Source organism: Ruegeria sp. CDSC068 (genome assembly GCF_059610545.1).
On sequence record NZ_JBXWNV010000001.1, the window covers coordinates 231,103 to 246,054 of the forward strand.

Genomic DNA, 14,952 nt, shown 5'->3' on the forward strand with positions numbered 1-14,952 from the left:
GCTATTGGTGTTGGTGCGGTACTAGGGCTGAAATTTCAGAGCAATGCAATGCGCAAATGACACGGAACGGGCCACAAACTGTCAAAATGACCAGACGTTCTGACCAAAGTGGTCACGGATCGATCAATTTGGCAGCCTCAGGGGACGGGTCGGGAACGGCAAGGTAATGCTCGGCTGGAATGTCGATCAGACCACGCAAGTGCAGCATCTTTTGGTCGGTGGGGGAAAGATCGTTGATGGCTGCACGAACCGCCTTTGCAATCTGGGGCGCATCCTGACCATTGGCCGTGATGTAGGGCAGGGCGGGCGAAGGTTCGGTTGCTGCGACCTCGCGAAGCTCAGCCCCCAAATTCGAGTGTTCCTTGAGTAATTCCCACGTAAGCGCATCCAGCGCGGCATAATCCGCGCGGCCTTCCGCAACAGCGGCTGCCGAAAGGGCATGACCGCCAGTTTCCAACACTGAACTTGGAAGGCGGCTGTGACGTGACAGATGAACCATGGGCGCAGCCCAACCGGACTGAGAAAGCGCTTCATTGTAAGCAAAGGTGCCGTCGGCAAGCTGGTCCAGATCGCGGGTATCGTCTTTTCGGGCCACGATAACAGACCGGTAGTACCCTGGCGGACAGCCTGCCAAACCGTAGTCCGGAGTACCAACAAGCTGAACTTTGCCGTGCAATCTGGTGCGGTAAGGCATGCCGCACGTTTGAGAAAAAACTAGGTCGGGGCTATGCCAGACATCCCAAACGTCGGCGCCACGTGTCAGATGTGAGGGACCAAAACCAAGATGCGCCCGAATCAATGGCCAGAAACGATCATTGGCTGGTCGCAGCGCGGGCATGTCGTACATGCCCAGCATTGCAATCACGATTTGGCCGCCTTTTGCCGGGCCAGGGCGGAATCGACGTCGCTGACACCCAGCAGGCTGACGACCAAACGCAACAGCGAATCTTCTTCGCCGGTCCGATGCCCATCGGCCAGTGCGACCGACCACATCGCCTGAACAACGGCCAATCGGTCATCGTAAGCGACGGCCTCTTTGATCGCGCGGGTAAAGCGGACGGTATCGGGGGCTTCGGCTTCTAGATCCTCGGCGCTGGCGCGAAGGGCTGCGGCCTCAAAAGGGGACAGGTCATAGCGTTCCGCCGATATCCGGTCGATTCGTGCCATTTCCGTGTCGGCATAGTCGTTGTCGGATCTGGCGATGCGCACCAGAAGGGCCGTTAGGGCCAAACGGGCGTCGTTATCGGCAAGTGGGTCGGGCTGCGGCTGCGTGAGCCGGGACAGAAAATCGCTGAACATGAATTGGTTATAGAAGCGGACTACTTCTGTTCCAAGCGCGTTTGTACCCGTTCATGCGCTTCTTGGCTGTCTTTAAAGCTCAGGCCCATGGCGATGCGGGCTTCTTCGACGATCTTCATTTCGCCTTCGTCCGAATTGCCATCGGCCAGAACGACCTCCCACAAAGCGTCCAGCGCGGCCAGACGTTCCTGCAGGTCGGTTGTTTCGCGGATCAACTTGCCGAATGTATCGGTGTCTGGTGCGGCGGCGTGCAATTTTTCGCAGGTGGCGCGGACTTTGGCGGCCTCGATCGCGTTGTGCTGATAGAGCCGCGCAAGAATACGGTCGATCAGGCTGATTTCTTCCAGCTTGTAATCCCGATCAGCCTGCGCCACGCGCACCATCAAAGCACCCAAGGCCAGTTCGGCGTCAGGATCGGGCAAATGGTCGTGCTGTGGCGGGCGAAACGCCTGAAGGAATTTTTTCAACATGTCGCGAGGTTATTCCATATTTTGTGGCCCGCCAAGCGCTGACTACCCGTCATAGCCGTGAATGGTCACAACTTTGCCGGTATCCGCTTGTATCGGTATCTACCCGCTGGCTAGGCGCCTGACTGCAGCGCCTGTTTCGCTTGTTCCTGCAGCCAGCCCAGCATCTTCCGGTACGGCACAGGCCCATAACTGATCCGGGCGACGCCCAGTGACGCAAGCGTCGCGGTATCCGGCGTCCCGGGCAGGGCAATGATATTCACAGGTAGATCAGTCGATTCGCAAAGCCGGGCGATCATGTCCTCATCCTTGAGGCCGGGTGCAAAGAATCCGTTGGCACCCGCGTCGGCATAGGCTTTGGCGCGGGCCATCGCATCGTCGAGCATCGCCTCGTCATGCGTTTCCGGCGCAGCCTTCAGGAAGATGTCCGTTCTGGCGTTGATAAAAACAGGGATGCCAGCGACGTCGCACCCTTCGCGCATCGCACCAACGCGAGCCGCCTGGGTTTCGATGTCGTACAGGTCTTTGGTGCCGACAATCTGGTCTTCGAAATTGAAGCCGACGACACCTGTTTCAAGTGCACTTTGGACATTGGCGATGATTCCCACAGCGTCCTCGGCATAGGCCCCCTCGAAATCCAAAGAAACAGGAAGGTCTACGGCGCTGACGATTCGGCCGGCGTTGTCCAAAGCGACATCCAGCGGGATGTTCTGGCCGTCGCCAAACCCCTGCGCCATTGCAACGGGTGCGCTGCCGGTCGCCAATGCCATGGCGCCTGCATCCCGCACGGCACCGGCGCTGCCAGCGTCCCAGATGTTAAAAAGGATGACCGGATCGCCCTTTTTGTGCAGGGCCGCAAAGGTTTCTGCGTTTTGGATTTGATCGGTCATTTGGGCCTCTCCTGTCATCATTTGCCCAACAGTAACCACGTGGAACTGTGCGCGAGTAGTATTTTTTGGCCCCACGCCGTCACTTTGCGGTGACGAAAGAAAATGGGCCAACATTTGTTGGCCCGAATTCTGCGACATGGTGAGATTAGTTGAAGAGGATTTAGTCTTGGCCAGCAGTGCCAGATACGTATCTGGCACTGAACGCCGACTCGCCTAGCCGCTTGAGAAGTGACAACTCGGTCTCCAGCCATGCCTTGTGGCCTTCTTCCTCCAGCAAAATTCGTTCAAACAATGTTCGGGTTCCAACGTCGCCAGCCTCGGCCGCCTGTGCTGCGGCTTGGGTGTAGAAATCGATGGCTTCCATTTCATCCTTCAGGTCTGCGGTAAACATCTCTTCCAAGCCGTCCGCCGCCTTTGGGTTTTTCTGAAGCTCAAGCTCTGGCTTTGCGCCCAGGAAAAGAATGCGTTCGATATAGGCATCAGAGTGCCCAAGTTCTTCCTGCATTTCGCCGCGCATTTTTTCGGCCAGGATGTCCAAGCCCCAGTCATTCAGCACATGCGCATGCAACTGGTACTGATGCGCTGCTGTCATTTCCATGTGAAGCGCTTGTTGGAGGTTTGTGATCGTTGTCGAATTGCTCATCGGAATACTCCTGAATCTGTGAACTGCATCAAATTACGCGGCACGCGGGCCTGCTTGTTCAAATAGTTAGGAGGTTACACCCCACAAAACAATGCGGGGTGACAGTCCGACACAGATAGCTCTTAAACGAGGCGAGAGGTGTCTTTCGCTGCGCGCACAAAATCGCGGAACAATGGATGCGGTTCAAATGGTTTGGATTTCAGTTCCGGATGGTACTGGACGCCGATGAACCAAGGGTGGTCCGACCATTCGACGATTTCAGGCAGACGGCCATCGGGCGACATGCCCGAGAAGTTCAGACCAGCCTTTTCCAGCTTGTCGCGATACTTGATATCCACCTCATAGCGGTGGCGGTGGCGTTCTTCGATATTGGTGCCGCCGTACACCTCTGCCACTTTCGAGCCATCGGCTAGTACCGCGTCATAGGCGCCCAAACGCATGGTACCGCCTTTATCGTCACCGACCTTGCGTTCGACCTTGTGGTTGCCCTGCACCCATTCTTTCAGGTGGTAAACAACAGGCTCAAAACGTTTTTTTCCCGCTTCGTGGTCGAACTCTTCCGAACCCGCTTCGGTGATTCCAGCGGCATTACGGGCTGCTTCGATCACAGCCATCTGCATACCAAGGCAGATTCCCAGATAGGGCACTTTGTGTTCGCGTGCGTATTGTGCGGCTTTGATCTTGCCTTCAGTGCCGCGTTCGCCAAATCCACCGGGAACGAGGATCGCGTGGAAGCCTTCCAGATGCGGGGCTGCGTCTTCGGTATCAAATACCTCGGCATCGACCCATTCGACCTTGACGCGGACCCGGTTGGCCATACCGCCATGGGTCAGGGCCTCGGCAATCGACTTATAGGCATCTTCGAGCTGCGTGTATTTGCCGACGATGGCGACTTTGACTTCGCCTTCGGCATTGTGGATGCGGTCGCTGACATCTTCCCATTTTGTGAGATCAGGCTTGGGGGCAGGGCTGATCTGGAACGCATCCAGAACCGCCTGATCCAGACCTTCGCGGTGATAGGCCAGCGGGGCGTCATAAATGGTCGACAGATCCTGTGCCGCGATCACGCTGTCGGGGCGCACGTTACAGAACAACGCCAACTTTTCGCGTTCTTTGACAGGGATGGGGCCCTCGGAGCGACAGACCAGAATGTCAGGGGCCAGACCGATCGAGCGCAGCTCTTTCACCGAGTGCTGGGTCGGCTTGGTTTTCAATTCGCCCGAGGCTTTGATGTAGGGCAGCAGGGTCAGGTGCATGAACAGGCATTGGCCGCGCGGCTTGTCCTGGCTGAACTGACGGATAGCTTCAAAGAAGGGCAGGCCTTCGATATCGCCAACGGTGCCGCCAATCTCGCACAGCATAAAATCGACCTCATCCTCACCGATCGAGATAAAGTCTTTGATCTCGTTGGTGACGTGCGGAATCACCTGAATGGTCTTGCCCAGATAGTCACCGCGGCGCTCTTTCTCGAGCACGTTGGAATAAATCCGACCTGAACTAACCGAGTCGGTCTTGCGGGCCGCCACACCGGTGAATCGTTCGTAGTGACCAAGATCCAGGTCGGTTTCGGCCCCGTCATCGGTCACGAACACTTCGCCATGCTCGAACGGCGACATCGTGCCGGGGTCAACGTTCAGATAGGGGTCCAGCTTGCGCAGACGCACCGAATACCCTCGGGCCTGCAACAGCGCGCCCAAAGCCGCCGAAGCCAGTCCTTTGCCCAAAGACGAAACCACACCACCAGTGATGAAAATAAAACGCGCCATGTTTTCGGCTGCTCCCGTGAGACGTCAAAATCAGCTGCCCGACGGTTCCGAAAAACCGCTGCACCACGGGACTTCACATATAAAGGATTCGCGCCAATAGCGCAAGAGAACCGCAAGATGCTGTTGCAGTTCTCTTTCAGGTTTCTAGGTTTTGTGGATCAGTTGGCTTGTGGGATCAGCGGCGCGTTGTCGCCATCTGCCGGAGGCAGCAGATCGTCAGCCGACGGAACCGCAGGTGTGCTTTCCTCGGTTGGTGCCGGGGCCGGAACGCCCAAACGGTCGATCACCGAACTGCCCGAGGATTTCTGTGCGGCCAGAATGGTCAGCGTGATTGAAGTCACGATGAAACAAGCAGCCAGGATCCACGTCACCTTACCCAAAGCAGTCGCAGCGGCGCGTCCGGTCATGGCGCCGCCACCCCCGCCGCCCATGCCAAGGCCACCGCCTTCGGACCGCTGCATCAGAACGACGGCGATCAGGCCCAGAGCCAAGAGGAGGTGGATAATGAGAACGACGTTTTCCATGGTGTTCCTGTACAGCGTGGCGTGTATCGCGTGGTACTTATGCAAGTTTTCCAGCGGGGGCAAGGGAGGAGTTGGGATCAAGAACGGTGATGTTTCAGATCACGGCAAAGGGACTGGACAGCATGGCCGCACCTCGCGCAGGCTGCGGCCATGCCACATGATGATCACGACCACCCGCACACCCTTTTGCCACCTGATCCTGCGCTGCGGGTAAAGGCGCTGGAAACGATTCTGACTCGCAAGGGCCTGATCGATCCGGCGGCGCTGGATGAAATTATTGATACCTATCAGAACAAGATCGGCCCGCAGAACGGCGCGCGGGTCGTCGCCAAAGCCTGGACTGACCCGGACTTCAAAGCCGCGTTGCTGAAAGATGCCACATCGGTTGTCGCCGATCTGGGTTACTACGGGCGTCAGGGCGAACACATGGTTGTCGTCGCAAACACACCTGAACAGCACAACATGGTCGTGTGCACCCTGTGCAGTTGTTACCCGTGGCCGCTGCTTGGTATTCCGCCGGGTTGGTACAAATCCGATGCCTATCGGGCGCGGGCTGTGCGTGAGCCGCGCAAGGTTTTGGCTGAGTTCGGGGTGACCCTGCCCGAGACGTCCTCGGTTCGCGTTTGGGATTCGACGGCCGAGGTGCGGTACCTTGTGCTTCCGATGCGGCCAGAAGACACGGATGGCTTAACCGAAGACGAGTTGGCGGCACTTGTCACACGCGACAGCATGATCGGAACCGGCCTGCCAAAGGTGCCGTCATGACCAGAGTTCACGATATGGGGGGGCGGTTCGGCGATGGACCTGTGCACCCCGAACCCGATGATGCCCCGGTTTTTGCTGAAGACTGGCATGCGCGGGCATTGGCAGTCACGCTGGCTGCTGGATCGCTGGGCCAATGGAATATTGATATCTCACGTCACGCCCGCGAGAGGCTCTCACCCAAGGATTACACGAGATTTTCTTATTATGAGAAATGGATTTCAGCCCTGACGGACCTGCTGGTCGAAAGCGGCGTGCTGACCGAAGAAGACCTACGTGGCGAGGCAGACAAAGAAGAACACCCGCTGGCGGGCCGCAAGATGAAGGCCGAAGCGGTTGCTGGTGTGCTGGCCAGCGGCGGTCCTGCGGATCGGCCCTCGAGCGTGCCGGCGGAATATGCGGTAGGGCAGGAGGTCGTAACAACACGTCCAACTGCCAACCGCTTGGTCGACGGCGGTCATACTCGGTTGCCCCACTATGCCGCCGGAGCGAAGGGGCGCATTCTAATGATGCACGGGACGCACGTGCTGCCGGATTCCAGCGCTCACAGATTGGGAGACGCGCCTGAGCCACTATATGCTGTTGTATTCCCGGCATCCGAACTTTGGACCAACCCGGAACATCCCAATGACGAGGTGGTTTTGGATCTTTGGCAAAGCTATCTGGGCCCGGCATGAGCAATTGCGTTGCCCATTCCGCCCCTGAGCCTGTTTTTGCTGAACCCTGGCATGCGCAGGTGTTTGCCGTGACGGTCGCACTGAATGAGACGGGCCGGTTTGATTGGCCCGATTGGGCTGCGCGGTTCTCGGACACCCTGAAGCGCCATGGGCTGGATCGGGAACTGAACGGCGGGAACGACTACTTTTTCGCGTGGCTGGAAACGCTTGAGGCATTGTTGACCGAGCAAGGCACAGCCATGCCCGACGACGTAAACCGGCTGCGCGACGCCTGGGAAGACGCGTATCTGACAACCCCACACGGCGATCCGGTGCAGCTAACGGACAAGTAGTCCCCGGAACTGCTCAACTGCGTCGAATTACCGGTTTCCCTGTCGCGTTACCCTCGTTATACGAGCCGAGTTTGATATCTCAGCGCAAAAGGACCGGATATGGCCAATGTGGTTGTTGTCGGCGCCCAGTGGGGTGACGAAGGAAAAGGCAAGATCGTCGACTGGCTCAGCGAGCGTGCAGACGTAATTGCACGCTTTCAGGGCGGACATAACGCCGGTCACACGCTGGTCATCGATGGTGAAGTCTACAAGCTGCATGCGCTTCCGTCCGGTGTTGTTCGCGGCGGAAAACTGAGTGTCATCGGAAACGGTGTTGTGCTGGATCCTTGGCACCTGATCAAAGAGATCGGAACCATTCAGGCTCAGGGCGTCGAAATCACCCCTGAAAATCTAATGATTGCTGAAAATACACCGCTGATCCTGCCGTTCCATGGTGAACTGGATCGGGCGCGTGAAAGTCAAAACTCGGTTGCGAAAATCGGGACAACCGGCCGCGGCATTGGTCCTTGCTACGAAGACAAGGTTGGCCGACGTGTGATCCGAGTGGCTGATCTTGCAGACGATGCAACGCTGGCATTGCGGGTTGATCGCGCCCTGGTTCACCACAACGCGCTGCGAAACGGCCTTGGGCTGGAGCCGATTGATCGTAATGCTCTGATCGCTCAGCTTAAAGAGATCGCGCCGCAAATTCTGCCGTTTGCCGCACCCGTCTGGAAAGTGTTGAACGAAAAGCGCAAGGCCGGCAAGCGTATCCTGTTCGAAGGCGCGCAAGGTGCGTTGCTGGATATCGATTTCGGAACTTACCCGTTTGTGACGTCGTCCAATGTTATTGCCGGTCAAGCTTCCACAGGCGTAGGAATCGGTCCGGGTTCTATCGATTTCGTTCTGGGCATCGTCAAAGCCTACACAACCCGTGTAGGCGAGGGGCCGTTCCCAACCGAGCTGGACGACGACGATGGTCAGCGGCTTGGTGAGCGTGGGCACGAGTTCGGGACGACCACAGGCCGCAAACGTCGTTGTGGTTGGTTCGATGCCTGCCTGGTGCGCCAGACCTGCGCGACCAGCGGTGTGAACGGTATCTCACTGACCAAGCTGGACGTTCTGGACGGATTCGAAACCCTGAAGATCTGCGTTGGCTATGAGCTGGACGGAGAACGTCTGGATTATCTTCCGACCGCCGCCGACCAACAGGCGCGCTGCAAGCCGATTTATGAAGAGATGCCGGGTTGGAGCGAATCCACCGAAGGGGCGCGCAGCTGGGCGGATCTGCCGGCCAATGCCATCAAATATGTGCGCCGGGTCGAAGAGCTGATCGATTGTCCCGTCGCCCTTTTGTCCACCAGCCCGGAGCGGGATGACACCATTCTGGTGACAGACCCGTTTGCAGACTGATGGCAGAGGAACAGAAACTAGGCCTCAGCTATAAGGCGCGCCGCCGCTGGTCTCTGGCGCTTTTGCTGATTGGATTGCCGCTTTACATCGTGGCTGTGGTGACGGTTGTGAACTGGCTTGATCGCCCGCCGATCTGGCTTGAACTGCTGGTCTATGTCGGTCTGGGCATCGTGTGGGCCTTGCCCTTCAAGTTCGTGTTCAAAGGCGTTGGGCAAGCAGACCCGGATCAGTCGGAAGATTGAGAGAGCACTTCTTTTACCTTACAAAAAAGGGGCCGATGATTGCATCGGCCCCTTTTTCTTTTGATTATTTAAGTTCAGCCTGCGGCGCGCTCATCGTCAGGACGGAACCCGATCTGCGTTGAGGCGGCAAAACGACCACCACCGGCTTTTTCGATCTTGCCGTCCCGAAGCAATTGACCGAACGAGCGCAGGCTTTCTTCACGGTTGAAGTCATCCTGCTTGAGCGAGCGGATCTTATTCATCAGCTGTGGGCGCGAGAATTGTTCCTGACCTTCGATGAACGATAGGTAAGCGGCGGCAGCCTCCAACAGGTCGGGCAGCGATTGTGCGCCTTGTTCCTGTGCAAACAGGGCAAAACCACCTTCTTCGTTGGAATCGCCAGCTTCGTCTTCTGATTTGGACGTAACGCGGCGCGGGGTCACCGGACCAGAGTCCTGTTCCCTTGCGTCGACACGCTGTTCCGCAACCAGTTTCAGTGGCGACGAGGTGTCCGACTGAGGGCGCATGCTGGTGACTTGAATCTCGGGGCGGCGCGGGCTGACGACCGAGGTCAGATCGCCGCGATATCCGCTTTCCTCGGACTCTTCTTGCTGGGGCCGGTCCTCGCGCTCAGCTTCGGTTGCGGCGACGGCCGTGCGCAGATGCGAATAGGTTTCGCGCTGCGTGCTGGTCGCCGGGTCATCCATCTGGCTGTCGGCCTTGTCCATCAGGCGGGACAAATCCTGATCCAGGGCATTTTCGTTCGATGATTGACCGTCCATTGCGGCCTCGACCTTCGAAATCTCGCTTAGAACATTGGCCTCATCCTCGGCGGTCAGATAACCCTCTTGGGTCTCTGCGACCTCTTCGATCTGATCCTCTTCGGTCTCTTCACTCAGGATATTGCCGGGCTCATCGGTTTCGGCCGTTTCTTCAAGATCGGTGAACAGTGCCGATGGCGTGGGCGCCTCTTCCTCGTCTTCGTAGTCGGCGTCCTGCTGCATAGAGAACGGCTGTACGGATTCTACCGGTTCTTCCGTTGTTTCGGCTTCTGCCATTGGCTCTGCCACGGCAGGGGTGTCCTCGATTTCTTCTGCCTCAAAAGCTGGTGCCATAGGTTCAGCGGCTGCTTCGGGCTTGTCCGATTCCGAAAGGTCCGACGCCTCGAGCGAACCCGCCTCAAACGCGGCGGCGACCGCATCCTTCGGGGCAGCTGGCTGATTACCCAGGCTTGTGTCTTCGTCTTCCGTATAAATCACCGAGTTTTCTTCGGAATGCGAAACGACGGCACGGATGCGCTGCAGTTTTGCGGCAATGCTGTCGGCAGCTGGGGCAGGCGAGCTTTCAACCGGCTCGGCATCAGCAAAGAACGACTCGGCCCCTTGTGCAGGGGGGGTGGCACTGGGGCTCATTACTTGGGGGTCTGCTTGCGCCGCGGTTGGAACCACAGCTGGGGCTGGCTTTGCAGCCTGCTGGGTCGCGCGCAGCAACAGGCCGGAATCGCTCTGGCTGGCTTCTACATGTTTTGCGGCGTCACGCTGTGCGATCCGGGTCAGCATTTCTGCGTCAGGCTGTGGGGGTTCAGAACCAAAATACCGATCGTCGGCAGAAAGATCACGGAAGTATTCTGCGATTGCCCTCATCGTTTCGAATGAATCGTCGAATCCTTCCAAAGTGCAGGAGAAGGTTCCATAAGAAACGGTCAATACCTTGTTGTTCTGTACCATCAGACGCACGTCCTCTACAAACTACGAGAGCCAACCACCTTATGCAGGCACACCTATTGGCTCGGAACTCTCTGCATGAACCTATCATTTTGTGGTCTCAATGTGTCCAAATCCGGGAAAAATGATCAATCTAAGTAAAAAACGCCCAATTGTACGGTCATTTGAGCCAATTGCACTGGTCGGAGGTGGGGAAATCGGCCCTGACGACCTGGAGGTGATGCTGATTCGCGCCAATACGGTCGTGGCGGCCGATGGTGGAGCCGCCCCATTGGTAGAATCGGGTCGCCTCCCTGATGCCGTGATTGGTGATTTCGATTCGCTGGACAGCCGACACAAAGACCAAATTCCAGTGGACCGGTTGTATCCCATACGGGAACAAAACAGCACGGATTTTGACAAGGCCCTGCGCAGCATCGACGCGCCTGTTGTGTTGGGGGCAGGGTTCTTGGGCGGGAGGTTGGACCATCAGCTTGCTGTTCTTAACACGTTGGTTCAGAGACAGGATCGCCCCTGTGTCCTGTTGGGCGAGACCGAGGTCGTCTTCCACGCGCCTCCACAGATTTCCCTGTGTATCACCCCTGGCGATGTCGTTTCATTTTTTCCGTTTCAGCGGGTAACCGGTACCAGCAGAGGGCTGGAGTGGCCCATCGACGATTTGGTGATGGAACCAGGCGGGCAGGTAGGCACATCCAACCGCGCGCTGGCGGATGTTGAACTGACGGTGGATGCGCCGGGATTGCTGGTGATGGTGCCGCGATACGCTCTGGATCAGGTTATGCAGGCGTTTCTGTCGGGGCAGACCGGGCGCTGGCCCGCTCGCGCAGAATGACATACAGGCCTGCGGCGACGGTGATACCAATGCCGACAGCGGCCATGCCATCCGGAAGGTCATGGAAGATCAACCAGCCAAAGAACGTCGCCACCGGGATCTCAAGATACTGCATGGGGGCCAGCGTGGCGGACGGCGCATAGCGCAACGACCACGTCATGAATAGATGCGCGACAGTGCCCAGGACACCGATTCCGATCAGCAGCAGGTGACTTTCACGCTCGGGAACAATGAAAGACAGCTCCCAAACATTGCCGAGTGTTCCCAGCGCCAGAACCGGCAGCAGCAGAACCGTCGCCATCACTCCGGATACGGCCTGCAAGGATATTGGGTCGGTTTCCTTGGCAATCTGTCGTGTCACCAACATGAAAAGGGAAAAGACAATCGCAACGACCAAGGGTAACAGAGCGGCGGCACCGACCTGAACAAAGCTGGGCTGGATGACCAGCAGAGTGCCCACGAACCCGACAACACAGGCGATCAGGCGGCGCATACCGACCTCTTCACCCAGCACGTACTTGCCCAGCAACAACATTATGAAGGGCATGACAAAGGCGATGGCGACTGCATCCGCCAGCGGCAAGTATTGCAGTGCGCTGAACATTGCCGCGATAGCGACGATATGCAGAACCGTTCGGATGAACGCCAGCCACACAAGACGTCCACGCATGCGCCAGTGCCGCCTGGTCAGGGCCACCAAAGGTATCAGGATCAACGCCTGAACGGCAAAGCGAATAAACACCAGAACGCCGACCGGTGTCGTCTCACCCAGCAGCTTGGCGATGGAATCGCCCATCGGTGCAAGCACGCAAAAACACAGCATCAAGAAGATGCCAAAGACGGGACGATCCTGGGTCATGCGGCGACGCTACGGGTTTTGGCACCCGGTTGAAAGCTTCTATGAAATCGGCTGCACCTTCGTGTAGTCGGGTCCGATGCAGACGGGCAGGTCGTCGTCCAGTTTCAGCCAATCCAGCCGTTCTTCATGGGCCACGTGCAGCGTGGGCTGCAATTGGTTGGGATCCTCTAATGTGGCGACATACAGATGCAGCACGTCCGACATGGCTTGGGATCGAAACGAGATCGGCGTGCCGCAATTGGGACAAAAGCTGCGCTCGACACCGGGCGAGGAGTTAAAGGTTTTCGGAGACTCGCCAGTCCAGCGCCATTGCCCGTCGCGCACGCCAAAATAGGTCGTCATCGGGGCCGCACATTGCCTGCGGCAACTATCGCAATGGCAGCTCACGCAGGACAGGACCGGAGGAACAACCTCGTACCGAATCGTTCCGCACAGGCAATGTCCTTGCATCGTTGACCTCCATTGCTGTCACTGTCAGCAGTTTGGCACGTTTACGGCCAACCCGCCCAGAGACGTTTCCTTGTACTTCTCGTGCATATCATGCCCGGTTTGGCGCATGGTTTCGATCACTGAATCCAGCGGCACGAAGTGTTTCCCATCGCCACGCAGCGCAAGTGAAGCAGCCGAGACGGCTTTGATGGCCGCCAACCCGTTGCGTTCGATGCAAGGAACTTGCACCAGACCAGCGACCGGGTCGCAGGTCATGCCTAGATGATGCTCCAATGCAATTTCGGCGGCGTTTTCGACCTGCTCGGGCGTACCACCCATCACGGCGCAGAGGCCCGCTGCAGCCATTGCCGAGGCGCTTCCAACTTCAGCCTGACAACCGGCTTCTGCACCCGAGATCGAGGCGTTGTATTTGACCAGCCCGCCAATGGCCGCTGCCGTAAGGAGGAAGTCCTCGATATGGCTTTCCGAGGCACCGGGAACGTGGTCGAGGTAATAGCGCAGTACGGCAGGCATCGTACCAGCTGCCCCGTTAGTGGGCGCAGTGACGACTTGCCCGCCAGCCGCGTTTTCCTCGTTTATCGCCATCGCATAGACGCTCATCCAGTCATTTATGGTGTGCGGTGCGTTTAGGTTCATGCCTCGCTCGGCCAGCAGTGCGTCGTAAATGCCCTTGGCGCGGCGGCGCACTTTCAGGCCGCCGGGTAGAATGCCATCCGTCTTCAGTCCACGTTCGATACAGTTGTTCATGACTTCCCAAAGGCGCGCGGTGCCTTTGGCGAAACTGTCCGCACAGCCCCGCGCGATTTCGTTCTCGCGCTTCATCTGGGCGATGCTTTTGCCGCTAGCGTTTGCCATCTCCAGCATTTCGGCCGCCGAGTGAAACGGGAAAGGCACGGCGGGGCCGTCATTGGTGGCTTTGCCTTCGGCCAGTTCTTCCTCGGTCAGGACAAAACCGCCGCCTACGGAATAATAGACCTGCCGCAGGATCACGTCGCCCTGTGCGTCGGTAGCCATCAGGATCATACCGTTGGCGTGACCCGGCAGGTTGTGATCGTAGTCAAAGATCAGATCGGCCTTTGGATCGAATTGCAGGGTCGGCAACCCCTCGGGCGTGACTGAGTGCGTTTGAGCAATAGCAGCCAACGCGGCCTCGGCCTTGTCGTTGTCATAGGTGTCAGGAACAAACCCGGCCAGTCCAAGGATCGTAGCCCGGTCTGTTGCATGACCTACGCCAGTAAAAGCCAGCGATCCGTGCAGCGATCCGCGAAGACCGGCGAATTCAAACGGCGAGGCGCGCATCAGGTCCAGAAACCGTGCGGCGGCAACCATCGGCCCCATTGTGTGTGACGAGGACGGGCCGATGCCCACTTTGAACATATCAAAAACAGACAAGAACATATCAGGTAGCAGAGCCTTCTGGAGGGTGAGCATAAGATGGACTGGTGAAGGGGGTAACCCCCAACCCCTCGGCCGCGATGGCAGCCCGGGTTGCGGGACGGCTTTCCAGGCGCATCAGAATGGATTGTAGGTAAGGCGTATCCGCCAATTGATACCAACTGCGATCAGCGCGCTCCGGGTAAAGGGACATCCACCGCATCTGGCAGGCAAGGTAGTATGTAAGGACCGAGGGTTGATCGGCGTGCAACCAGCTGGGCGCAGTTTTAGCAACGTCATCCAGAACCCGAAGATGTTGGCGTAGGCGCGGGCGGATACCGTTGCGCAAGGTTTCGGCCTGTGCCGCGTCGGTGTATTTTTCGGCATAGAACAGGATGCGCAGATCGGCATGTAAAGTGTTCGATGCGAAAAAGAGCCATTTCAGGAACGCAGCCCGATCCGGGTTGTCAGAGGCGGGAGCCAGTTGCGCATGTGTATCTGCCAGCCACAAAAGGATGGCGGCTGTTTCAAAGATCGGACCTTGTGGCGTTTCAAGAACCGGGATCAGGCCGTTCGGATTCAACCCTCTGTAAGCCGCGCCATCCTGTGCGTTTTGCCGTCGATCCACCAAAGCCGTCTCATAAGGCAGGCCCATCTCTTCCAGCACCAGTCTGATCACCAGAGAGGCATTGTCGGGGGCAAAGTGCAATCTATAGGGCGCGTTCATAGGCTGTATTTAT

General features: G+C 57.8%; 18 protein-coding genes. 6 read left to right on the forward strand and 12 right to left on the reverse strand.

Translation table 11 applies throughout. The features are described 5' to 3' along the window. Positions 1 to 112 precede the first annotated feature (112 nt). From AC2FID_RS01070 to secG, 7 genes are all read right to left on the reverse strand, one after another. The gene (locus AC2FID_RS01070) at positions 113 to 865 is read right to left on the reverse strand and encodes a phosphate/phosphite/phosphonate ABC transporter substrate-binding protein (RefSeq protein ID WP_496835009.1); all 753 of its coding nucleotides are present in this window, start codon (positions 863 to 865) and stop codon (positions 113 to 115) included. After that, entirely contained in the window at positions 862 to 1,299 is a 438-nt protein-coding gene (locus tag AC2FID_RS01075; protein WP_496835010.1) for a tellurite resistance TerB family protein, read from the reverse strand. The genes AC2FID_RS01070 and AC2FID_RS01075 overlap by 4 nt, the downstream gene beginning before the upstream one ends. A gap of 20 nt (positions 1,300 to 1,319) precedes the next feature. Further along, positions 1,320 to 1,769 (reverse strand): tellurite resistance TerB family protein, encoded by a 450-nt coding sequence (locus AC2FID_RS01080; protein ID WP_058276107.1) that lies wholly within the window; start codon positions 1,767 to 1,769, stop codon positions 1,320 to 1,322. Between the two features lie 110 nt (positions 1,770 to 1,879). Further along, a complete protein-coding gene (locus tag AC2FID_RS01085) occupies positions 1,880 to 2,656 on the reverse strand; it encodes an isocitrate lyase/PEP mutase family protein (protein WP_282168588.1) in 777 nt (258 codons plus the stop codon). A 160-nt stretch (positions 2,657 to 2,816) separates the two neighbouring features. Further along, the gene (locus tag AC2FID_RS01090; protein WP_496835012.1) at positions 2,817 to 3,299 is read right to left on the reverse strand and encodes a bacterioferritin; all 483 of its coding nucleotides are present in this window, start codon (positions 3,297 to 3,299) and stop codon (positions 2,817 to 2,819) included. Between the two features lie 122 nt (positions 3,300 to 3,421). Continuing rightward, positions 3,422 to 5,065, reverse strand: a complete 1,644-nt coding sequence (gene pyrG, locus AC2FID_RS01095; protein ID WP_058276105.1) for a CTP synthase — start codon at positions 5,063 to 5,065, stop codon at positions 3,422 to 3,424. 158 nt (positions 5,066 to 5,223) lie between these two features. Next, positions 5,224 to 5,589 carry a preprotein translocase subunit SecG gene (secG, locus tag AC2FID_RS01100; protein WP_058276104.1) on the reverse strand — a complete coding sequence of 122 codons (366 nt, stop codon included), beginning with the start codon at positions 5,587 to 5,589 and terminating at the stop codon, positions 5,224 to 5,226. 150 nt (positions 5,590 to 5,739) lie between these two features. On the opposite strand from secG, the gene nthA reads away from it, so the two are divergent. From nthA to AC2FID_RS01125, 5 genes are all read left to right on the forward strand, one after another. After that, positions 5,740 to 6,354, forward strand: coding sequence for a nitrile hydratase subunit alpha (nthA, locus tag AC2FID_RS01105; RefSeq protein ID WP_058276103.1), 615 nt, complete (start codon positions 5,740 to 5,742; stop codon positions 6,352 to 6,354). Further along, entirely contained in the window at positions 6,351 to 7,028 is a 678-nt protein-coding gene (gene nthB, locus AC2FID_RS01110; protein WP_496834943.1) for a nitrile hydratase subunit beta, read from the forward strand. The genes nthA and nthB overlap by 4 nt, the downstream gene beginning before the upstream one ends. After that, on the forward strand, positions 7,025 to 7,360 hold the full coding sequence (locus AC2FID_RS01115; protein ID WP_496834945.1) for a nitrile hydratase accessory protein: 336 nt from the start codon (positions 7,025 to 7,027) through the stop codon (positions 7,358 to 7,360). The genes nthB and AC2FID_RS01115 overlap by 4 nt, the downstream gene beginning before the upstream one ends. A 99-nt stretch (positions 7,361 to 7,459) precedes the next feature. After that, complete coding sequence (locus tag AC2FID_RS01120) at positions 7,460 to 8,752, forward strand: adenylosuccinate synthase (protein WP_058276100.1); 1,293 nt, start codon at positions 7,460 to 7,462, stop codon at positions 8,750 to 8,752. Further along, positions 8,752 to 8,994, forward strand: a complete 243-nt coding sequence (locus AC2FID_RS01125; RefSeq protein WP_282118769.1) for a DUF2842 domain-containing protein — start codon at positions 8,752 to 8,754, stop codon at positions 8,992 to 8,994. Before AC2FID_RS01120 ends, AC2FID_RS01125 begins: the two co-directional genes overlap by 1 nt. A 74-nt stretch (positions 8,995 to 9,068) precedes the next feature. Here AC2FID_RS01125 and AC2FID_RS01130 read toward each other — a convergent pair whose 3' ends face one another. Then, positions 9,069 to 10,700, reverse strand: a complete 1,632-nt coding sequence (locus tag AC2FID_RS01130; RefSeq protein ID WP_496835014.1) for a hypothetical protein — start codon at positions 10,698 to 10,700, stop codon at positions 9,069 to 9,071. Between the two features lie 121 nt (positions 10,701 to 10,821). On the opposite strand from AC2FID_RS01130, the gene AC2FID_RS01135 reads away from it, so the two are divergent. Further along, a complete protein-coding gene (locus AC2FID_RS01135; RefSeq protein WP_109311722.1) occupies positions 10,822 to 11,529 on the forward strand; it encodes a thiamine diphosphokinase in 708 nt (235 codons plus the stop codon). Here the strand turns inward: AC2FID_RS01135 and AC2FID_RS01140 are convergent. From AC2FID_RS01140 to AC2FID_RS01155, 4 genes are read right to left on the reverse strand one after another with little or no spacing between them, the layout of a single operon-like run. Then, positions 11,474 to 12,388, reverse strand: a complete 915-nt coding sequence (locus AC2FID_RS01140) for a DMT family transporter (protein WP_109311723.1) — start codon at positions 12,386 to 12,388, stop codon at positions 11,474 to 11,476. The genes AC2FID_RS01135 and AC2FID_RS01140 overlap by 56 nt on opposite strands. Positions 12,389 to 12,427: 39 nt before the next feature. Further along, on the reverse strand, positions 12,428 to 12,838 hold the full coding sequence (locus AC2FID_RS01145) for a GFA family protein (RefSeq protein ID WP_496835017.1): 411 nt from the start codon (positions 12,836 to 12,838) through the stop codon (positions 12,428 to 12,430). A gap of 24 nt (positions 12,839 to 12,862) precedes the next feature. Further along, a complete protein-coding gene (locus AC2FID_RS01150) occupies positions 12,863 to 14,236 on the reverse strand; it encodes an L-serine ammonia-lyase (RefSeq protein WP_496835019.1) in 1,374 nt (457 codons plus the stop codon). A 1-nt stretch (position 14,237) separates the two neighbouring features. Further along, positions 14,238 to 14,939, reverse strand: a complete 702-nt coding sequence (locus tag AC2FID_RS01155) for a glutathione S-transferase family protein (RefSeq protein WP_496834953.1) — start codon at positions 14,937 to 14,939, stop codon at positions 14,238 to 14,240. Between the last annotated feature and the right edge of the window lie 13 nt (positions 14,940 to 14,952).